Source organism: Gordonia sp. 852002-50395_SCH5434458 (assembly GCF_001665905.1).
GTDB classification, from domain to species: Bacteria; Actinomycetota; Actinomycetes; order Mycobacteriales; family Mycobacteriaceae; genus Gordonia; species Gordonia jacobaea.
Window position 1 is genome coordinate 24,545 of record NZ_LZTC01000091.1, and the last position, 19,236, is coordinate 43,780.

18 protein-coding genes and 1 pseudogene are annotated in these 19,236 nt (G+C 65.7%); 10 read left to right on the forward strand and 9 right to left on the reverse strand.

Translation table 11 applies throughout. The annotated features are described in order from the left end of the window. Positions 1-69: 69 nt before the first annotated feature. On the forward strand, positions 70-1,671 hold the full coding sequence (locus A5785_RS19390) for a trypsin-like peptidase domain-containing protein (protein ID WP_064868465.1): 1,602 nt from the start codon (positions 70-72) through the stop codon (positions 1,669-1,671). Positions 1,672-1,706: 35 nt separating this feature from the next. Then, positions 1,707-2,156 carry a Sec-independent protein translocase protein TatB gene (gene tatB / locus A5785_RS19395; RefSeq protein WP_005205794.1) on the forward strand — a complete coding sequence of 150 codons (450 nt, stop codon included), beginning with the start codon at positions 1,707-1,709 and terminating at the stop codon, positions 2,154-2,156. Positions 2,157-2,215: 59 nt separating this feature from the next. On the opposite strand, the gene A5785_RS19400 is transcribed toward tatB, so the two are convergent. The 4 genes from A5785_RS19400 to A5785_RS19415 form a co-directional block, all read right to left on the reverse strand. Further along, a complete protein-coding gene (locus A5785_RS19400) occupies positions 2,216-3,361 on the reverse strand; it encodes an Mrp/NBP35 family ATP-binding protein (protein ID WP_005205793.1) in 1,146 nt (381 codons plus the stop codon). Between the two features lie 110 nt (positions 3,362-3,471). Further along, positions 3,472-4,587, reverse strand: a complete 1,116-nt coding sequence (locus tag A5785_RS19405; protein ID WP_064868468.1) for a lytic transglycosylase domain-containing protein — start codon at positions 4,585-4,587, stop codon at positions 3,472-3,474. A 230-nt stretch (positions 4,588-4,817) separates the two neighbouring features. Further along, positions 4,818-5,357: a DUF1003 domain-containing protein gene (locus A5785_RS19410; protein WP_005205791.1), complete on the reverse strand. Its 540-nt coding sequence runs from the start codon at positions 5,355-5,357 to the stop codon at positions 4,818-4,820. Beyond that, on the reverse strand, positions 5,354-6,685 hold the full coding sequence (locus A5785_RS19415; protein WP_039855526.1) for a magnesium transporter MgtE N-terminal domain-containing protein: 1,332 nt from the start codon (positions 6,683-6,685) through the stop codon (positions 5,354-5,356). The genes A5785_RS19410 and A5785_RS19415 overlap by 4 nt, the downstream gene beginning before the upstream one ends. Positions 6,686-6,720: 35 nt before the next feature. Between A5785_RS19415 and A5785_RS19420 the strand changes: the two genes are divergently transcribed. The 5 genes from A5785_RS19420 (at position 6,721) to A5785_RS19440 (ending at position 12,323) form a co-directional block, all read left to right on the forward strand. Further along, the gene (locus tag A5785_RS19420) at positions 6,721-7,209 is read left to right on the forward strand and encodes a general stress protein (RefSeq protein ID WP_005205789.1); all 489 of its coding nucleotides are present in this window, start codon (positions 6,721-6,723) and stop codon (positions 7,207-7,209) included. 340 nt (positions 7,210-7,549) lie between these two features. Then, entirely contained in the window at positions 7,550-8,968 is a 1,419-nt protein-coding gene (locus A5785_RS19425; RefSeq protein WP_064868471.1) for an extracellular solute-binding protein, read from the forward strand. Continuing rightward, complete coding sequence (locus A5785_RS19430) at positions 8,965-10,305, forward strand: carbohydrate ABC transporter permease (RefSeq protein ID WP_082946620.1); 1,341 nt, start codon at positions 8,965-8,967, stop codon at positions 10,303-10,305. The genes A5785_RS19425 and A5785_RS19430 overlap by 4 nt, the downstream gene beginning before the upstream one ends. Before the next feature lie 6 nt (positions 10,306-10,311). Continuing rightward, positions 10,312-11,142, forward strand: a complete 831-nt coding sequence (locus A5785_RS19435; RefSeq protein WP_005205785.1) for a carbohydrate ABC transporter permease — start codon at positions 10,312-10,314, stop codon at positions 11,140-11,142. 5 nt (positions 11,143-11,147) lie between these two features. Further along, positions 11,148-12,323, forward strand: a complete 1,176-nt coding sequence (locus A5785_RS19440; protein WP_005205784.1) for an ABC transporter ATP-binding protein — start codon at positions 11,148-11,150, stop codon at positions 12,321-12,323. 158 nt (positions 12,324-12,481) lie between these two features. Here A5785_RS19440 and A5785_RS19445 read toward each other — a convergent pair whose 3' ends face one another. Genes A5785_RS19445 through fmdA form a run of 3 tightly spaced genes read right to left on the reverse strand, consistent with a single transcriptional unit; the run spans position 12,482 to position 15,317 of the window. Further along, complete coding sequence (locus tag A5785_RS19445) at positions 12,482-13,339, reverse strand: ParB N-terminal domain-containing protein (protein ID WP_064868474.1); 858 nt, start codon at positions 13,337-13,339, stop codon at positions 12,482-12,484. After that, positions 13,329-14,015, reverse strand: coding sequence for a metallophosphoesterase family protein (locus tag A5785_RS19450; protein WP_064868476.1), 687 nt, complete (start codon positions 14,013-14,015; stop codon positions 13,329-13,331). The genes A5785_RS19445 and A5785_RS19450 overlap by 11 nt, the downstream gene beginning before the upstream one ends. A gap of 48 nt (positions 14,016-14,063) precedes the next feature. Further along, positions 14,064-15,317: a formamidase gene (fmdA, locus tag A5785_RS19455; protein WP_005205781.1), complete on the reverse strand. Its 1,254-nt coding sequence runs from the start codon at positions 15,315-15,317 to the stop codon at positions 14,064-14,066. 75 nt (positions 15,318-15,392) lie between these two features. On the opposite strand from fmdA, the gene A5785_RS19460 reads away from it, so the two are divergent. Then, the gene (locus A5785_RS19460; protein WP_197500849.1) at positions 15,393-15,680 is read left to right on the forward strand and encodes an FmdB family zinc ribbon protein; all 288 of its coding nucleotides are present in this window, start codon (positions 15,393-15,395) and stop codon (positions 15,678-15,680) included. A gap of 24 nt (positions 15,681-15,704) precedes the next feature. Beyond that, positions 15,705-16,280 (forward strand): suppressor of fused domain protein, encoded by a 576-nt coding sequence (locus tag A5785_RS19465; RefSeq protein WP_197500850.1) that lies wholly within the window; start codon positions 15,705-15,707, stop codon positions 16,278-16,280. A gap of 66 nt (positions 16,281-16,346) precedes the next feature. On the opposite strand, the gene A5785_RS19470 is transcribed toward A5785_RS19465, so the two are convergent. Beyond that, positions 16,347-17,408 carry a magnesium and cobalt transport protein CorA gene (locus A5785_RS19470; protein ID WP_064868485.1) on the reverse strand — a complete coding sequence of 354 codons (1,062 nt, stop codon included), beginning with the start codon at positions 17,406-17,408 and terminating at the stop codon, positions 16,347-16,349. 13 nt (positions 17,409-17,421) lie between these two features. Here A5785_RS19470 and A5785_RS19475 point away from each other — a divergent pair, with 13 nt between their 5' ends. Continuing rightward, complete coding sequence (locus A5785_RS19475; protein WP_064868500.1) at positions 17,422-18,444, forward strand: glycine betaine ABC transporter substrate-binding protein; 1,023 nt, start codon at positions 17,422-17,424, stop codon at positions 18,442-18,444. A 336-nt stretch (positions 18,445-18,780) separates the two neighbouring features. On the opposite strand, the pseudogene A5785_RS23565 reads toward A5785_RS19475, so the two are convergent. Then, positions 18,781-19,236, reverse strand: a pseudogene (locus tag A5785_RS23565) (HNH endonuclease); the annotation flags it as partial.

A 19,236-nucleotide genomic window follows, 5' to 3' on the forward strand; every position in this document is an offset into this window, starting at 1 on the left:
GGTCAGCGGTGAACCCGCCCGCGGGCGCCGCAACCGCTGGCGCGGGCGCTGAGTACCGGTAACCAACGCGTGGGAGCAGACGACATCGACGAGACCGCTGCCGGCGGATCGGACGGCGGTCAACGCCGTTCGCAGCCGGACGATTCACCGTTCAGCCGAGAGAACGCCGCTGCAACGGGAGGCGATACCCAGCCCGGCAATACACAGCCCGGCGACGCGCAGACCAGCGACGGCACTGCGGCTCGTGGCCAGCAGCGACACGTTCCGGTGTCTCCCGCGACCGCGCAGGTCTTCGGCCGTCCCGCGGGCGTACGTGGTTCCTTCGCGACAACACCGTCGTCGTCGAGGCCCGCTCCGCAGATCGCGCCACCCGACCCGGTGCTGGCCGAGGCTTTCGGCAGGCCGGAGGGTTCCGACGAGACACTGCAACGCGATCCACTCGCCGCGTACGGCGTCTCGACCGACGAGCCCGCTCCCGCAGATCCGTGGCGCGATCCGGAGAGCATTGCGACCCTAGACGCGCCGGCACTCGTCGACGAGGCCGCGAGACAACCGACCGTCGTCGGTCCGAAGCTCGGCGTCAAGGATCTGCTGTTCGGTAAGCGGGTGACGTGGTACGCCCTCGCAACCCTCGCCGTGCTGGCACTGCTGATCGGGTTGGTCGGTGGCCTGATCGGCCGGTTCACCGCAGAGGTCGCGGCGCCGCTGAACAGCAACACGGTGAAACTCTCGACGGGTGACGGCGGAGACGGTGGGGGAGAGCCGAAATCGGACGTCGCGCGCGTCGCCAAGGCTGTCGAGAAATCTGTGGTGTCGGTGGATGTGCGGACCGCGAGCGCCTACGGCACCGGTTCGGGTTTCGTGATCGACTCCGCCGGTTACATCCTCACCAACAACCACGTGATCTCGATGGCTGCGAACGACCGGAGCGCCAAGCTCGAGGTTGTCTTCTCCGATCGCAACCGTGTGCCTGCCCGGATCGTCGGCCGCGACATCCACACCGATCTCGCGGTACTCAAGGTCGACAACGTGGCCAACCTGACGGTTGCCAAGATCGGCAACTCAGACAACCTGCAGATCGGTGAAGAGGTCATCGCATTCGGCTCGCCGCTGGGACTCGACCGCACTGTCACCAGCGGGATCGTCAGCGCGACGCACCGCGCGGTTCCACTCCCACCCGACGCCGAGTCGGACACCGACGCGGTGATCGACGCGATCCAGACCGATGCCGCGATCAACCCGGGCAACTCTGGTGGTCCGCTCGTCAACGAGTCAGCGGAGGTGGTCGGCATCAACACCGCCATCGCCTCGGGTGCCGGCGGCTCGATAGGTCTCGGCTTCGCCATCCCCATCAGCCAGGCCATCCCCATCGCCCAGTCGTTGATCCGTGACGGCAAGGTCAACCATCCGCAGATCGGCGTGAGCGCGAGCTCGGTCCGTAACGACCGTGTACTCGGCGCTGGCGTGCGCAATGTCGTCGCCGACGGACCCGCCGCGCAGGCGGGCGTCAAGGAGAACGACGTCATCACCTCCTTCAACGGCCGCAGCATCGAAAGCGCCGACGAATTGACGGTTGCGGTGCGCACGACGAAGATCGGTGAGCGGGTGCCGTTCACCTACTGGCGTGATGGTCGAACCTTTAACGGGTCGATCACCACTGCCAGCGACTAGCGGCGACGTTTCGGCGACAGAAGTAGGGAAGTGCCATGTTCAGCAGCATCGGTTGGGGTGAGATCCTCGTGCTGCTCGTCGCTGCGTTGGTCATTCTCGGCCCCGAGCGCCTACCCGGAGCCGTGTCGTGGACGATGCAGTCGCTGCGCAAGGCCCGCGAGTACGCGACGGGCGCCACCGATCAGCTGAAGAACGACTTCGGCCCCGAATTCGACGAGCTGCGTAAGCCGCTGTCGCAATTGAACGAGCTACGCGGACTCACTCCGCAGTCGATGATCACCAAGCATCTCTTCGACGGCGACTCGTCGATCTTCACCAGCGGGCCGTCGTCGAACACCGTGGAGCGCGACTCGCAGACCCCGCCGATCAAGCCGGTCTCCGCGCCCGTACCCATGACCAAGGACGCTCCGAGTTCGACGACGAGTGCGTCGAACTCAGACCAGACCCCGCGTCGGCACGACGTCGCCGACTGGGACGCCACCTGACTTCCGATCCCCGCTGATCGCAGCCTCGGGACCGCGTCGGTTGTGGCGCGTTGTGGCCGTCAGCCGTGGCGCGTCGTGTCGATGCCGAGGCTCATGCCCGCGAGGCCACGTCGACGCACCGCGAGCTTGTCGGCGATCGCGCGCAGTGCGCGTCCCGATGCCGAATCCGGCGCCGAGAGCACAACGGGCTCACCGGTATCGCCGCCCTCACGCAGCGCCGTCTCCAGCGGTACCTGACCGAGCAGGTCGACGCTCGACCCCACTGCCCGCGTCAACCGCTCTGCGACCTTCTCACCGCCTCCGGAGCCGAACGGCTCCATCCGCGTACCGTCCGGAAGTTCGAGCCACGACATGTTCTCGACGACGCCGAGGATCTTCTGCCTGGTCTGCAGCGCGATCGCGCCCGCGCGTTCGGCGACCTCGGCGGCGGCCTGCTGCGGGGTGGTCACCACGAGGATCTCCGCACCGGGGATGAGCTGTGCGATCGAGATCGCGACGTCGCCGGTTCCGGGTGGGAGGTCGAGGAGGAGTACGTCGAGATCTCCCCAGTAGACGTCGGAGAGGAACTGTTGAAGCGCGCGGTGCAGCATCGGTCCGCGCCAGGTGACCGGGGTGTTGCCGTCTGTGAACTGCCCGATCGAGATGAACTTCACGTTGTGGCTGATCGGCGGCATGATCATCTTCTCGACCTGCGTCGGCTTGGCGTCGCTGCCGAGCATGCGCGGTACCGAGTGGCCGTAGATGTCTGCGTCGAGTACGCCGACGGACAGCCCGCGTTGCGCGAGGGCCGTCGCCAGATTGACCGTCACCGACGACTTTCCGACGCCGCCTTTACCGGACGCAACGGCATACACCCTGGTCAGCGAACCGGGTTGTGCGAACGGGATGACCGGTTCGGCCTTGTCGCCGCGGAGCTTCTTGCGTAGCTCGGTGCGCTGCTCGTCGTCCATCACGTCGAGATCGACGCGGATCGTGCCGACACCGGGGACGTCGGCGACGGCCTTCTCCACGCGACCCGAGATCTCGGTGCGCATCGGACAACCCGACGTCGTCAGATAGATGGTGACGTCGACGCTCGCGTCGTCGTTGATCTGCACCGACTTGAGCATTCCCAGGTCGGTGATCGGCTTGCCGATCTCGGGATCGTTGACCTTGCTCAGCGCTGAGCGGATCGCGGATTCGGTTGGCTGAACTCCGGTAGTCATCTCCGCCAGCTTAGCGCCGCGATCAGCGCAGGTAGAGAACGGGTGGGGTGCCCACCCGGACACCGATCACGCAGTCGGTCCGACCATCTGGCCGCGACCTCGAGGCACACCTACCTCGGTAGGACCTTGAGTGCGGGGGTGCTCGTCGTCGCTGGTCCTGGCTTGCGCGGCGCGTTCTGCTGGGGTGCGGGCTTGGGCGCGGGCTGGCCGGGGATCGTGATACCCGGAGGCAGGCAGATCGCGCCAAGACACTGCTGCGACGGCGTTGTCGGAGTCGATGGCGTCGACGAATCCGACGACGAGTCGGGTGAACTCGGTTCGCCCGGCTTCGGAGGCTTCGACGGTTTCGACGGCTTGGAACTCGACGACGAGGACGAGGACGGTCGCTTCGGCTCGGGAATGGGGTTGGTCGGCATCACGCCGGTCGCATACGCCCCGGCCCAGGCGAGGACGTTGGTCACGTAATCCATCGAGTGGTTGTACCGGTACACCGCTGCGACCTTGTTCTTGTCGGTCATGATGTCGGTGAATCCCGAGCACAGGTAGCGGCCGGCAGAGTAGGTGGAGTCGAAGATGTTGTTCGGGTCGGCCTTGCCGTCGCCGTTACCGTCGGCTCCCCATGCCGCCCACGTACTGGGAATGAACTGCATCGGTCCCATCGCGCGTGCATAGCCGCCCTGGTGACGAATCACCTCGTTGCCTGCGAGAGAGCCGTCGAGCACGGGCCCTTCAATGGGATTGATGGTGTTGCCGGACTGGTCGACGGACCCGTTGCTCGCGTGATTCGACTCGATCCTGCCGATGCCGGCCAGCAGGAACCACGGGAGCTTGCACTGTGGTTCCTCGGTACCGATGCGGTTCGCGGCAAGTTTGTACGCCTGGAGCACGACGCCCGGTATGCCGAGCGGACCCGATGGCAGGTCAGCGGCGAGACGATACTGCGGAGCGGCCGCGGTCGCCGCAGCGGCGGAACTGGCCGAGACGGTCGGCGGGGGTGCGAATCCCAGCAGCGCGACCGGTTCGGCAGGTGCGACCGCCGCGAGCACCACCGGCTTCTCGGGCTCGGCGCGCACCGCCACCGGAACCCCGCCCTGGGCGCTCGACGTCGCAGCTCCGAGCACCATCACACCGACGAGGGCACCGCCCGCGCCGACGGCGAGAGCTCGTCCGGGGAGTCGGGGGCGCTTGGGGCCGCGACGACGTCGAAAAGGGTGTGGCGCTTTCAATCTCGGACCTTCCCGAGATCGCTGCCACCCAACAGTCGAGTCTGACCCGTCATCGACACTCCATTGCCTCCACAGAAACGCCGGGCGTCACTGTCGACTGATGTCCGACGGCACTCCAGCTGTGACCCACCATACATATGGGTCACGCGTCCGATTGTGGAACCTCCACGAAAGTTCACCATGTGAAAGTCATCGCGTGATCTACCCGTGAAGTTACGCGCAACGCGGTACTAGCGCTCGGGGTGATGCCGCGCCTTCTCGGTCTCGGTCGAGCCATCGAGTCCCTCGAGGCGGGCGACGAGCCGGTCGGTGAGGTCGTCGAGCATGTCGTCGAGTTCTTTTCGCAGGTAGTCGCGGGTGACGGTGTCGCCGACGGCGAGGCGGACCGCGGCGAGCTCTCGGGCGAGGAACTCCGTGTCTGCTTTGGTCTGGGCGGCCCGCGCACGGTCCTCGTCGAGCGCGACCCGGTCGCGATTCTCCTGCCGGTTCTGGGCCAGGAGGATCAGGGGAGCTGCGTAGGCGGCCTGCGTCGAGAACGCCAGGTTGAGCAGGATGAACGGGTACGGGTCGAAGCGCAGCGCAACCCAGCTGAGATTGATGATGATCCACACGATGACGATCACCGTCTGAATCGCCAGGTAGCGGCCGGTACCGAGGAAGCGCGCGATGCGCTCGGCGTACATGCCGATCAGGTCGCTGTCGACGTGGAACGACGGGCGTCGGTTGACGCGGGGGGTGTCGAGGCGGCGGGTGCTCTGCTCGCTCGTCATTCACTCGCTCCTGATGTGCCGCTGGCGTTCGCGGCGCCTGCCGTCGCCGACTCTGGTTCGTCGTCCTCGGGTTCGTTCTCGCGCCAGTCACGCGGGAGCATCTCGTCGAGGAGGTCGTCGACACTGACCGCGCCGAGGAGGTGGTTCTCGTCGTCGACCACCGGTCCACAAACGAGGTTGTAGGTCGCGAAGTAGCGCGTGACCGTCTCGAGTGAATCGTCGGGGTGCAACGACTGCAGGTCCGTGTCGAGGATGCCACCGACGATGTTCGCAGGTGGCTCGCGCAGCAGCGCCTGCAGGTGTACGCATCCCAGATAACGGCCGGTCGGCGTGGCGGTAGGTGGACGCACGACGAAGATCATGCTGGCCGCTGCCGGGGTGACGTCGGGGTCGCGGACTCGTGCGAGCGCCTCGGCGATCGTGGTGGAGGCGGTGACGATCAGCGGCTCCGAGGTCATGAGGCCGCCCGCGGTGTCGGGGGAGTGGGTGAGCAGTCGTCGGACGGGCTCCGACTCCTGGGGATCCATTCGCTCGAGCAGCGACTCCGCCTCGGTGTCCGACAGTTCGCCGAGGAGGTCGGCGGCATCGTCGGGGTCCATCGCCTCGAGCACGTCGGCGGCACGTTCGACGCCGAGGTGTGCGAGCACTTCGGTCTGATCGTCCGGCGGCAGCTCCTGCAGCACGTCGGCGAGCCGCTCGTCGTCGAGGGCTTCGGCGATCTCGTCGCGACGTTTGGGTGGCAACTCGCGCAGGGCGTTCGCGACGTCGGCGGCACGCATCCCCTCGAACTGGGAGAGCGCCTGTGCCACGCCCTGTCCGGGTAGCTCGAGTGCGCTCGCGGTGAGTCCCTGCACCCGATTCCACTCCACCACAATGGTTTCGCCGCGTCGCAGTCCTCGACGTGCCGGACGTGCCGCGACACGCGAGACCACCCAGTCGCGAGTACGGGTGCGCTCGATACCGAGGTCGACGACGATCATGTCGATGCCCTCGAGGTCCTCGTGGTCGGGATCGTCGATTCGCACGCGCGTGTCCAGGATCTGCCCGATCGCGAGTGCTTCGCCGGGGCGCAGGTGCAGTCGCCGCAAACTCACGGTTCCGGTGTTGAGGGTCACCGCGGTGGGGTCGATGGACGTGACCCGGAGCATGGGGACGAAGATCCGTCGGCGCGTGGCCAATTCGACGGCGAGACCGAGCACGCGAGGCTGTTGTCCCGGAAGGCGCACGGCGATGACGGCATCGCGGACACGACCGATCGACTCACCATCAGGACCAAGGACCGCCAATCCGACTAATCTGGCCACGAAGACCTTGCTCACCGACGCCATGTGGGTAAGGGTAGTTGCCGAGTGGAGGACATGACATGACCAACCCGTTGAGTTCCGGTCGGCAGACCCCGGGTCTCCCGACCCCGCCCAAAGGGTGGCCGATCGGCTCGTACTCGACTTACGCTGAGGCGCAACGTGCTGTCGACTATCTCTCCGATGAGAACTTCACCGTCCAGGACGTGACGATCGTCGGCGTCGACCTGATGCAGGTCGAGCGTGTCATCGGCCGACTCACCTGGGGCAAGGTGATCGGCGGCGGTGTGGTCTCGGGGGCATGGCTCGGACTGTTCTTCGGATTGCTGGTCTCACTCGTCGTCAGCGGCAACGCGTTGGTGCCCATCCTGTTCGGTCTCGTCGGCGGCATCGTCTTCGGCGTCATCTCGACGACGATCCCGTACGCGGCGACTCGCGGCCAGCGTGACTTCGCGTCGACGATGCAACTCGTCGCCGGACGCTACGACGTTCTCTGCGACCCGAAGAGTGCCGAAAAGGCCCGCGACATGCTCGCTCGCCTCAATCCCTGACCCACTCTTCGATCCCGTGCGTATGCGCGTGAAACCGGCGTGCGCGAAGAACTTTGGCACGGTCGCGCCGAATGTGTTGCTTGTCACTACCGCGCCGGGCTAGCGTAGCCACCAACGCCATGGCGCGCGGTGACGCTCGCTGTGCTGCGTACGACATCGAGGAGGCTGCGTGCGGAGCGACGGTGACCAAGCCGAAAGCGGCGATCACGACGGGAATACAGGCAACAGGGATCTCGGTAACACGGATATCGGCAACAGGGATACAGGCTTTGGGGTCCAGCGGAATAGGGCCGCAGGCGATGTTGCCGGGCGAGCAGTGGGACGGAGCCGATCGCGACGCATGTCGGTGAAGGCGGCCGTCGCCGCTGCGGCACTGGTCACCGTGCTCCCGATCGTGTCAGCGTGCGGTTCCGGTCATGAACCAGGAGTCCTGAATCTGTACCCGCCTGCCGACGGTGCCGGTTCGATCAAGTCCATGGGCGACAAGTGTTCTCAGGAGTCCGGTGGCAAATATCGCATCGTGACGACGGCCTTGCCCAAGGCTGCCGACGACCAGCGCCTGCAGTTGGCGCGACGGCTTTCCGGCAACGACAAGAGCCTCGACCTGATGGGCATGGACGTCGTGTGGACCGCCGAGTTCGCCGACGCGGGTTGGTTGACGCCGGTGCCCGAGAACATCGTCGGTGAGGTGGAAGGCAGAACGCTCGGTGGTCCGCTCGAGACCGCCAAGTGGAAGACCAAGCACGATGACGCGGAACGCCTTTACGCGATCCCGATCTGGACCAACACCCAATTGCTCTGGTACCGCAAGGATGTTCTGCGCGAGACCCTCGACAAAAGCCAGCCCGCCAAGACGTGGGACGGCATGGTGGCCGACGCAACCCGCAGCCTCGCCAAGGGCGGGCCGAGCTACATCATGGTGCAGGGCAAGCAATATGAAGGCCTGATGGTCTGGTTCAACTCGGTACTCGCGAGCGCGGGCGGCGAGGTGGTCGATCCCAACGACCCGAACAAGGTGACGCTCAACGACACCCCCGAACATCGAGCGGCCACGGTGAAGGCTCTTCGAATTCTGAAGGCCGTTGCGACCGCTCCCGGACACGATCCGTCGTTGACCAACGGCGACGAGACCAGTTCGCGACTGGGCATGGAGACGGGAAAGGCGATCTACCAGGTCAACTGGCCGTTCGTGCTCTCCTCGATGCGCGAGAATGCCGCCGCGGGTAGCGTGCCGTTCCTGACCGAACTGCAGCAGTATTCCGGTCTGTTCGCCGACAAGGACAACACCCCGACAGACGAACAACTGGCGCCGGTGACCCGTGCGGTTCGGCAGAAGTTCGACTTCGCTCCCTATCCCGGTGTGACAGAAGGAATTCCGGCCAAGAGTACGGTCGGCGGACTGAATATCGCAGTGGCGAACACCTCGCAGCAGAAAGACCTGGCGTTCGAGGCGGCGATGTGTCTGACTAATGCGCGGGCGCAGAAGTTCTACTCGATCGACGCGGGTACCCCGCCGGTCATCTCGTCGCTCTACAGCGATCCCGATTTCCGCGCGGCCTATCCGATGGCCGACGACATCAAACTCCAGCTCGAACCCGAGCACGCTGCGCTGCGTCCGAAATCACCTGATTACCAAGCGATCTCGACGCTTCTGCAGGCAAAGCTCTCTCCGGTCGGCTCCTGGGACCCCGAGACCCTTGTCGACGAGCTTGCCGAGCAGGTGCAGAAGGCGATCAACGGGGAGGGACTCATCCCATGACATCCGGCAACGACGGCACGGGCAACGACCCGGCCGAGGAGCGCAGGGGCAGGCACGCAATGCCCGGCGACGGTGACGACACCGGGGGATCGGCGACGACGGACGGGTCGGCAACCGGGCACGGACCCGGATCGTACGGGCGCACAGTGCATTCGGACGCGTGGACGCCGCCGGAGCGTCTCGGGCAGCCCACCGGGGGCGCACCCGAGCACGCCGCTCCGACGTCGAGCAGCTCGTCCGCTGAGGTTCGGTCCTCTGGGGTTCCGTCCTCTGAGGTCCCGTCCTCTGGGGCTCCGTCTTTGAAGAAGTCGGCGCCCCTGACGCCTACCGCCGCGCAAGCGACGGTGGTCGGGGCGGCTTCCCGCTCGGATGCCGCGCGGTCGGTAGGCGGGACTTCCACGGCGACTCTGGAGCGACCCGAGACGTCGTCGAAGCGCGCGAAGCGATCCGGTGAGGTGAGTGAGGGCAAGAAGCAGGAACGTCGACTGGCGTACTGGTTGATCGCTCCGGCAGTGATCCTCATGCTGGTGGTCACCGCGTACCCGATCGTCTACGCATTCTGGTTGTCGCTCAACAAGTCGAGCCTGTCGGCGCCGGGCGAGCGTGAGTTCACCTGGTTCAGCAACTACGGCACGGTGCTCAGTTCCAACTACTGGTGGACGGCGTTCTTCGTCACGCTCGGCATCACCGTGGTCTCGGTCGCCATCGAGTTGGTGCTCGGCATGGCGATCGCAATCGTGATGCACCGCACCATCTTTGGGCGCGGTGTGATCCGGACGGTCGTGCTGATCCCCTACGGCATCGTGACGGTTGCGGCCGCGTTCTCGTGGTACTACGCGTGGACACCCGGAACCGGCTACCTCGCCAATCTCCTGCCGGACGGCAGTGCGCCGTTGACGCAGCAGTGGCCATCACTGGCGATCATCGTGCTCGCCGAGGTCTGGAAGACCACGCCGTTCATGGCGCTGCTGCTGCTCGCCGGTCTCGCGCTGGTACCCGACGAGCTACTCAAGGCCGCAGAGGTCGACGGTGCGGGCGCGTGGACCCGCCTGCGGCGCATCATCATTCCGATGATGAAGCCCGCGATCCTGGTCGCGCTGCTCTTCCGTACGCTCGACGCGTTCCGCATCTTCGACAACATCTATGTGTTGACGGCGGGCAACAACAACACCTACTCGGTGTCGATGCTCGGCTACGACAACCTGTTCAAGGCGTTCAATCTGGGTGTGGGATCAGCGATTTCGATACTCATCTTCGTGTGTGTCGCGATCATCGCCTTCATCTTCATCAAGGGCTTCGGCACCGCCGCGCCCGGTTCCGACAACGAGGGGAGGTAGGACGCCATGAACCGCACCGCCAAATCTCGGGTCGGCTGGCTGATCGCCGACATCCTGGTCGTGCTCTACGCGATCATTCCGCTGCTGTGGATCATCAGCCTGTCGTTCAAGCCGGCCAGCAGCGTGACCGACGGCAATTTCTTCCCGACGCACTTCACACTGGAGAACTACTCGGGGATCTTCCAGACGAGCGCGTTCACCTCTGCGCTGCGCAACTCGCTCGGAATCGGTCTCATCACCACGCTCATCGCCGTCGCGATCGGCACGATGGCCGCCTATGCGGTTGCGCGACTCGACTTTCCCGGCAAGAAGCTGCTCGTCGGTGCCGCACTGCTGATCGCGATGTTCCCCCAGATCTCCCTGGTCACACCGCTGTTCAACATCGAGCGCAGTATCGGACTCTTCGACACCTGGCTCGGCCTGATCCTCCCGTACATCACGTTCGCTCTGCCGCTGGCCATCTACACGCTGTCGGCGTTCTTCCGGGAGATCCCATGGGAGTTGGAGAAGGCGGCAAAGATGGACGGCGCCACGCCGTTTCAGGCGTTTCGTAAGGTCATCGCACCGCTTGCCGCGCCCGGTGTCGTGACCGCGGCGATTCTGGTGTTCATCTTCGCCTGGAACGACCTGCTCCTCGCACTGTCGTTGACTTCGACAGAGCGGGCGATCACCGCTCCCGTCGCGATCGCCAACTTCACCGGCAGTTCGCAATTCGAGGAGCCGACCGGCTCCATCGCTGCCGCGGCGGTGGTCATCACCATCCCCATCATCATCTTTGTGCTCTTCTTCCAACGTCGAATCGTCGCCGGCTTGACCTCCGGCGCGGTGAAGGGATAGTCCCCATGGCAGAGATCGTGCTCGACAACGTCAGCAAGAAATACGCGGACGGCACTGTCGCCGTCCACGACTTCACCCTCACGATCGCCGACGGCGAGTTCATCATCCTCGTGGGGCCGTCGGGTTGCGGAAAGTCGACGACCCTCAACATGATCGCGGGTCTCGAGGACATCAGCAGCGGCGACCTGTACATCGGTGGGGAGCGGGTCAACGACAAGTCGCCCAAGGACCGCGACATCGCCATGGTGTTCCAGAGCTACGCGCTCTACCCGCACATGACGGTCCGACAGAACATCGCGTTCCCGCTCACCCTGGCGAAGTTGCCGAAGGACGAGGTCAACAAGAAGGTCGACGAGGCCGCCAAGATCCTCGATCTGACTCAGTACCTCGACCGCAAGCCGTCGAATTTGTCCGGTGGCCAGCGCCAGCGCGTCGCCATGGGGCGCGCGATCGTGCGGTCGCCCAAGGCATTTCTCATGGATGAGCCGCTGTCGAACCTCGACGCCAAGCTCCGTGTCCAGATGCGCACCGAGATCTCGCGTCTGCAGACGCGACTGAGCACGACGACCGTCTACGTCACGCACGATCAGACCGAGGCGATGACCCTCGGTGATCGTGTGGTGGTGATGCGCAACGGATATGTCCAGCAGGTCGGCGCACCCAACGAGCTCTACGACAATCCGGTCAACGTGTTCGTCGCCGGGTTCATCGGTTCGCCGTCGATGAACTTCCTGCCCGGCACGCTGAGCGCGGACGCGATCGATACGCCGCTGGGACGATTGGTGCTCAGCGACCACGATGTCATTGCAGCCGAGGCGAAGAAGGAAGGCAGCAACGGCGAGGTGCTGATCGGTATCCGGCCCGAGCAGATCGAGGACGCTTCGCTCATCGATCCGGCGGTCAAGGCACGTGGCACGACGTTCACCGCCGATATCGATGTGCTCGAGTCGATGGGTTCGGACAAGTACGCCTACTTCACCATTGACTCGGGCCGCGCAGCCAACGACGCCCTGGCTGAACTGGCGGCGGACTCGGGTTCAGACCTCGGTACCGGCGAGATGGTCGCCAGGCTCTCGCCGGAGTCGGCGGTGACGAAGAACTCGCGCGCCGAGTTGGTGTTCGACACCGACAAGATCGCCGTGTTCGACCAGCAGTCGGGAGTGAGCCTGCGCCGCAGGTGATCTCGACACGGGTACTCGCTTCGCTCGTGCCCTGCTCGATCAGCGGGGTTTTCCGCTGGTCGCGCGTCCACCGCTGGTCGAGCGTCAGCCCGCTGGTCGAGCTTGTCGAGTCCACCGCTGCTCGAGCGCCGACCCGCTGGTCGAGCTTGTCGAGACCACTACCGCCGGCGGCGGCGCGACTGCTCGCGGAGCTCCTCGATGATCTCGTCGTCCCAGATGTGCCTGCGCACAAGGCGATAGCGCTCGCCCGCGACCCACATGTAGAGCTCGGCGTCGTCGGTGATGTCCGGCCGGACCTCGGCGCGGCGTGCCATTCGGACGACCGGTAGAAACTCCTCACCGAACCACCGGCGCGCGACTTCCGGTCTGCTCAGGAACTCTCCGACCTCCTGGCTGAGCCGAAAACCCCACGCCTCGACCGCCTCTGCGAGTTCGGCGTAGGCGAACGGGTCGGACAGGCGCACGGCATCGGCCTGCGCTCCCGTGAGGGGAACGCGCGCGAGAAAGAGTCGGCGGTGGTCTTTGAGTACGAGGTCCGACGGCGCGTTGATGCCGTCAGGTGTGATGCGCGTGTGGATTTCGGTGACGTAGGCGTCGATCGTCTCGACATGGTGGGCGATCGCGATCGAGACGCGGTGATGGCCGTCGATGACGAAGTACATCGACCCGATCTTGTACAGCAGTACCGGCGGGACCGACTCTCCCCGACGCTGCGCGGCGGCAAGACGTTGCCAACGTTGCCGGATGCGCGACGACGTCGGCCGGAAGTACTTGTCGAAATCCTTTGTCCGGTCGACACTTCCGACGATGTCACGCACGTTGACCTGCTGCAGACCCAGGTTGGTCTCGCCGGTTCTGCCGAGTGCGCGCACGACTTCGTCGAACGGCAGGATCGTGTTGACGTCGGCGGGTTGGCGGGTGAACCAGTGTGTGAGACGGGCGAGTTCGGCCTGACGTCGCATGCGGGCGAAGTCGTTCTCGGCGTCGGCGTCGGGAAATCCGGTGTCACGCGCCATATCGTCGCCTCACGATCGTGAAGTCGCGGCTCTCGGGCTCGATGTCGAACTGGCAGTATCCGACCACGTTCATCGACACGGTGTCCTTGCCGACGATCTTGTCCTGAGGATGTGCGCCGAACGGATGGACATGGCCGTGGACGAGTAGTGCCGGATGAAGGTCCGACACCAGGCTGTTGAGGCACTCGAAACCGCGATGCGGCGGGTCGTCGCCGTCGCCGACGCCACGGGCAGGACTGTGGGTCAAGACGATATCGGGTCGACGCCGCCGCAGGTGGGCGCCGATACGGACTCGCCAACTGCGCCATCGCTGTTGCGCTTCGGTGTACTGATTGGGGCCGCCGTTGTAGCGGATGGAGCCGCCGAGTCCACTGATACGCAGCCCGGCGGCTTCGACGGTGCGGCCGTCGGCGTTGATCGCTCCGAGCGGGCCGGGATCGCGTGCCGGTAGCCCAGCGCGCACCCAGCCGGTTCTGGATTGTCGGTAACCACTGAGATCTGGGTCGTGGTTACCCGGAACGAAAACGCACGGCGCGTCGCAGAGCATCATGAGAGAGTCCAGATAATCGAAGGGAAGGTCCCCGGCGCCGAGGATGAGGTCGGGTTTTCCCTCAATGCCGACCCCGAAAGTGAGTGAGTCCACCACCTCGTCGGCGACAGCCAGGACACGCACCATGTGTGTCAGGGTAGGCCAACCGGCGCGCGGTGCATGTGGCCGAGCCCTTTAGAAGCTGGCGTGCGGAGCGCCGATTCCCGGGTCGATCCGCACCGGGCCGTCCTTGGAGGGCGCGACCGGAAAGTCGAAGATCGCGGTCGGAATGTACACGGTCGCACAGGAATTGGGAATGTCGACGACCCCGGACAACCGTCCCTCGATCGGCGCCGAACCGAGAAGCAGATACGCCTGCTCGGGGCTGTATCCGAACTTCGTGAGGTACTCGATCGCGTGCAGACATGCCCGCTGGTATGCGAGGTCGGAGTCGAGGTAGCGCTGCTCACCGTCGAGCGTGACCGATGTACCCGAGAACGCGATCCACTCCGAGTACTGCGGATCGGTGTTGCCGGGCATGAAGATCGCGTTCTCGGTGACGCCATAGGTCTCCATGCCGCCCTTGATCAGGTCGACGTGCAGATCGATGAAACCGCCCATCTCGATGGCCCCGCAGAAGGTGATCTCGCCGTCGCCCTGCGAGAAATGCAGGTCGCCGAAGGACAGGTTGGCGCCCGGCACGAAGACGGGATAGAAGACGCGACTGCCCTTGGTGAGATTCTTGATGTCCTGGTTGCCGCCATTCTCGCGAGGCGGTGCCGTTCGCGCAGCCTCCGCGGCGACGCGACCGAAGTCGGCACCGCTCAGCGATCCGAGGATGGCGCCGTCGGGTTCGGGTGGAAGTGCCAGTGGCGGAACACGTTCGGGATCTGTGGCGATCAGCGCGCCCTCCCGCGCATTCCAGGTTGCCAGCAACTGTGGGCTCGGGGCCGTGCCCATCAGGCCGGGATGCACGATTCCGGTGTACTTCACATGCGGCACATGGCGACTCGTCGCACTCTGCCCGGCGAAATCCCAGATCGCCTTGTACGCGTCGGGGAACTGTTCGGTGAGAAACCCTCCGCCGTTGAGCTTGGCGAAGATGCCCGTATAACCCCAGCCCTGACCTGCTAGCGGACCCGAATCCTCCTGGGGGATGGGCCCGACGTCGAGAATGTCGACGATCAGCAGGTCGCCGGGTTGTGCGCCCTCAATCGCGAACGGTCCGGACAGTGTGTGCACGTTGTTCAGCGGGGCGTTGAGGATGTCGTCGGCCGAATCGTCGTTGTGGATCGCGCCGTCGAACCACTCGCGGCAATGTGCGCGGAAGGTGTCTCCCGGCTTCACTGTGACAGCAGGCGGAATATCGGGATGCCACCGGTTGTGTCCGACGATCTGCTGCGCGGTGAACGGCTTCGATGAGTCCAACGGGAAGAGCAACTCCGGCATGACGGCCTCCTGATGTCGCGACGGTGCAGTGCCTTTCAAGATTCCGCGACGCACAGGTCGCGCTATGGTCTGCACATGCCAACCTACGTCTTCCGGTGCCCGCAGGCATGCGATGACGTCGAACAGGTGCACTCGATGCTCACCGTTCCCGACGACGTGGAGTGCCCGGTCTGCGCGGAGCGCGCTCGACGAATAGTCACCGCCGCGCGACTCGGCGTCGGCGACAGTGCTGCCATGCGGGCTCACGACGCGACGCGCGCGACCGCGGACGCACCGGCCGTTGTGTCGTCGGTCCCCGGTTCGCAGCGACGTTCGACGCCGGTGACCACCAATCCGCTGCACCGGCGGTTACCGCGTCCCTGAACCGCCCGGCTACCGTTGAGTGCCGTGAGTCCTTCCGTCACCGACACCGTGCACGAATACGTCGTCTCCGAACTCGGCGTCGAACCACAGCGGGCGTCGGTGACCTTCCTGGGCGTCGAGCCCATTGACGTCGAACGATTCGCGCTCGACGACGACGTGGTGTTCGTGACCGTCGGATGCGCCCGTCATCCGATGACCGATCCGAGCGACCTGCATGCCGACCCGCTGCGCGGCCCGCGCGCCGAACTTGTGGTGCGGATGCACAACCGGGTCCCGATGCCCGGACTGCACCGGCGATTGGCGACCGTTGCCGCGGCGCCCGCGGTCGAAGGACTCATCCTCGCGCCGGACGCACTGGTCGATCTCGGTGAGCCCCTGTGGGATGGCGCGCCGTTCACCGCTTTACTGACGGTGGCCGACGATCTGGGCGAGCTCGCACTACCCGAACCGATGGAACCGGTGCGGTTCCTGCGAACGATCCCGATCACCGCGAACGAAGCCGCCTGGGTGCGACTCAAGGGAGCCGACGCATTGCGCGAGGCGTGGGCAGAAGCGGGCATCGACATCGCCGACCCGAGGCGTTCGCCCGCCACCATGTGATCCGGTGCGGCACGCCCCGCGCGGGCCGTCCACGCGGGTTGTCCACGCAGCCAGGTACGTCGCCGTTTACAGCCAGTGACTTCGACGGAACGTCGCCCACAGGCCGCCGCAGATGAGGAACATGACCAGGCACAGAATGCCGAAGCCCTGTCGGTCGTGCATGCCGGGCAGAATGTCGAAGTTCATCCCGTAGAGGCCTGCGACCATTGTCGGCACCGCGGCGATGGCCACCCATGCCGAGATCTTGCGCATGTCGCTGTTCTGCTGAATGCTCACCTTCGTCGCGGCGGCGTCGAGCAGGGAACTGAGGACTTCGTCGTATTCGACGACGTGCTCGATCACGGTGCTGAGGTGGTCGGACACGTCGCGGAACTGGCGTCGAATCTCCTTGGGCACCAACGTGTTGTCGGAAGCCAGCCGCGACAGCGGGCCCGCAAGCGGTGTAACCGCACGGCGCAGTTCGAGCACCTCGCGCCGGAGTAGGTAGACCGGCTCGATGTTGAGCCAGCGCTGTTGCCGCGAGAAGACGGTGCTCTCGATCGACACCACGTCGTCCTCCATCCGTTCGGAAACGGCGAGGTAGGAGTCGACGACCTTGTCGGCGATGGCGTGCAGTACGGCGGTGGGACCCAGCGCGAGGCGTTCCGGTCGGGCTTCGAGTCGTCGACGCAGATTGTGTAGGTGGGTGTGGTCGCCGTGGCGGACGGTGATGACGAAGTCGCGACCCGCGAAGACCATGATCTCGCCGGTTTCGACCACCTCGCTGGCCTTCTCCATCGACTCGTGCTCGACGTACTTGACCGTCCGCAGCACAAGGAACTGCGTGTCGTCGTAGACCTCGAGCTTCGGACGTTGGTGGGCATGCACCGCATCCTCGACGACGAGTTCGTGTAGGCCGAACACCTCGCCGACGCCGGTCATCTGCGCGTCGTCGGGGGCGACGAGCCCGAGCCATACGAATCCCTCGCCGCTCTCGCGTACCTGCGCAAACGCGTCGGCGTAGGTGATGCGCCCCGGTTGTCTGATCCCGTCGACATACACCGCGCAGTCGACGACCGCCCGTGCGACGGGGACCGGAATCCGGGGGAGCGGACGCGCGTTCCGAGCACCGGGGCGGAGGTTGGGCATGGGCACGAGGTGGATGCTACTCGCGGAAGGGCATCGTTATACCGTGAGAGCCGTGCGGAATCGTGTGTGGGCCACCGCTGTCGTCGTTGCGGTTGCGATGGTTGTCACCGGGGTGCTCGCGGGATGTTCGGATTCGTCGCGCGACTCCGCGTCGTCGAGTCGCCTGCTGCATCTCGGCTCGGCCGACGACCCGGCGCTACGGGTGATGGCCGAGATCTACGCCGGAGCATTGCGCGACGTCGGTGCACCCGTTGCAGATGACATGCTCCGCGGCGACGACACCGCACTGCTCGACGAGATGGATCGCGGGAAGGTCGACCTGTTTCCCTCATTCAGTGGCGAACTGCTCACCTCGCTGGCACCGAAGGCGACCGTAACGTCGTCGGACGAGGTCTACGACGAGCTCAATCGATCTCTGCCGCAGGGTGTTTCGGTGGGTGACGCGACGCCGGTGAGTGCAACACCCCAGGTCTTTGTCGCGACGTCGCTGGCGCAGTCGAGCAATGTCACGGATCTATCGGAGTGTGGGCGACTGCCCGAAGGGCTTCCCGTCGTGGTCGTGGGACGTCCGCAACCCGCCGACATGGCTGCGTTCGCCGCACAGGGTTGTCGCTTCGGTGCGGTGGAGTCGGTCGGATCGGCACGCGAGGTGATCGCACGGGTCGGCACGGCGCAGGCTGTCGGCGTCGTGACAGCGCTCGACGCCGCGGTCGCCCTCGACCCTGCAGCACCCCAGATCCAGGCGCTGAGGGTTCCCGCACGCACGCAGCAGGACGTAGGACAGACTCCGTCCACCCCGGCTACTCCGGTTACCCCATCCACCCCGTCGAGTCCGTCGCCGCAGAGCGGTCCGCGGGCGCAGAATCTCGTGCCGGTGTATCGGACCGCCGCCCTGACCCGCAGCGAGGTCAAGCAGATCAATCGTGTCGCGGGGGAGATCACCACCGCCGATCTCGCCGAACTCGCACGACGCGTAGACGCGGGCGCCAAGCCACGCGACCTCGCGGCCGGGTGGCTCGGCGAGCACGGCCTCTAGCTGGAGCGGGGCAGGAGGCTTCGTCGCCCCCAACCGCGTTGCCCAACCACGTCTGCCCCGCCACCGGGGTGTGGTGGCGGGGTGTGGACGGGTTGCGGCACAACCGGATTCGACGGCCCGGCCAGTTCGTCGGGCTAGCGTGTTGGCCGGGTTGGCGTGGCCGATCAGCTTGCCCGGTTTGTTGGGCTAGCGTGTTGGCCGGGTTGGCGTGGCCGATCAGCTTGCCCGGTTTGTTGGGCTAGCGTGTTGGCCGGGTTGGCGTGGCCGATCAGCTTGCCCGGTTTGTTGGGCTAGCGTGTTGGCCGGGTTGGCGCGCCGGTCAGCTGGCGCGGTGGGTCAGGCTGCGTCGGCCAGCGGTGGGTCGACGCCTCCTGGTGGGTCGATGCCGCCGAGCCACCAGGGGCTGGCTGGTGGGGCGGGGCCTGTTGGCGCGTCTGGGTCTGTGGACGGCTCGGGGTCGGGTGGATCAGTGAGGTTCCATTGGATGTCGACCCGCGCGCTGAGCGGTGGGGCGCCGGTCGGGCGCATCGAACCCGCCAACGCGAGCTCGATGCCGGTTAACGTCGGCTCATTCGCCCTCGGCGTACCGGGCGTCGAGGGCGGCGACACCATCCAGGCACCGACCGCGTCCGCGACCACCATCTCGGCACCCACTGCGTCCGCGACGATCTCGGCGTCGGCTGTGCCCGAGGCTCGCGCGCCGATCTCAGTAACCGTCGCGTCTGTGCCTGTCCAGCCCGCGCGGGCTGCGGCTGCGGCTTGGTTGCTCGTGTGTTCGGCGGTGAGGTAGTC

Bases quoted from the DNA above. Each gene is read 5' to 3' on its own strand.
- tatB (WP_005205794.1), top strand. From the start codon at position 1,707: ATGTTCAGCAGCATCGGTTGGGGTGAGATCCTCGTGCTGCTCGTCGCT.
- A5785_RS19400 (WP_005205793.1), bottom strand. From the start codon at position 3,361: ATGACTACCGGAGTTCAGCCAACCGAATCCGCGATCCGCTCAGCGCTG.
- A5785_RS19410 (WP_005205791.1), bottom strand. From the start codon at position 5,357: ATGACGAGCGAGCAGAGCACCCGCCGCCTCGACACCCCCCGCGTCAAC.
- A5785_RS19415 (WP_039855526.1), bottom strand. From the start codon at position 6,685: ATGGCGTCGGTGAGCAAGGTCTTCGTGGCCAGATTAGTCGGATTGGCG.
- A5785_RS19420 (WP_005205789.1), top strand. From the start codon at position 6,721: ATGACCAACCCGTTGAGTTCCGGTCGGCAGACCCCGGGTCTCCCGACC.
- A5785_RS19425 (WP_064868471.1), top strand. From the start codon at position 7,550: ATGTCGGTGAAGGCGGCCGTCGCCGCTGCGGCACTGGTCACCGTGCTC.
- A5785_RS19430 (WP_082946620.1), top strand. From the start codon at position 8,965: ATGACATCCGGCAACGACGGCACGGGCAACGACCCGGCCGAGGAGCGC.
- A5785_RS19435 (WP_005205785.1), top strand. From the start codon at position 10,312: ATGAACCGCACCGCCAAATCTCGGGTCGGCTGGCTGATCGCCGACATC.
- A5785_RS19440 (WP_005205784.1), top strand. From the start codon at position 11,148: ATGGCAGAGATCGTGCTCGACAACGTCAGCAAGAAATACGCGGACGGC.
- A5785_RS19445 (WP_064868474.1), bottom strand. From the start codon at position 13,339: ATGGCGCGTGACACCGGATTTCCCGACGCCGACGCCGAGAACGACTTC.
- A5785_RS19450 (WP_064868476.1), bottom strand. From the start codon at position 14,015: ATGGTGCGTGTCCTGGCTGTCGCCGACGAGGTGGTGGACTCACTCACT.
- fmdA (WP_005205781.1), bottom strand. From the start codon at position 15,317: ATGCCGGAGTTGCTCTTCCCGTTGGACTCATCGAAGCCGTTCACCGCG.
- A5785_RS19460 (WP_197500849.1), top strand. From the start codon at position 15,393: ATGCCAACCTACGTCTTCCGGTGCCCGCAGGCATGCGATGACGTCGAA.
- A5785_RS19470 (WP_064868485.1), bottom strand. From the start codon at position 17,408: ATGCCCAACCTCCGCCCCGGTGCTCGGAACGCGCGTCCGCTCCCCCGG.
- A5785_RS19475 (WP_064868500.1), top strand. From the start codon at position 17,422: ATGCTACTCGCGGAAGGGCATCGTTATACCGTGAGAGCCGTGCGGAAT.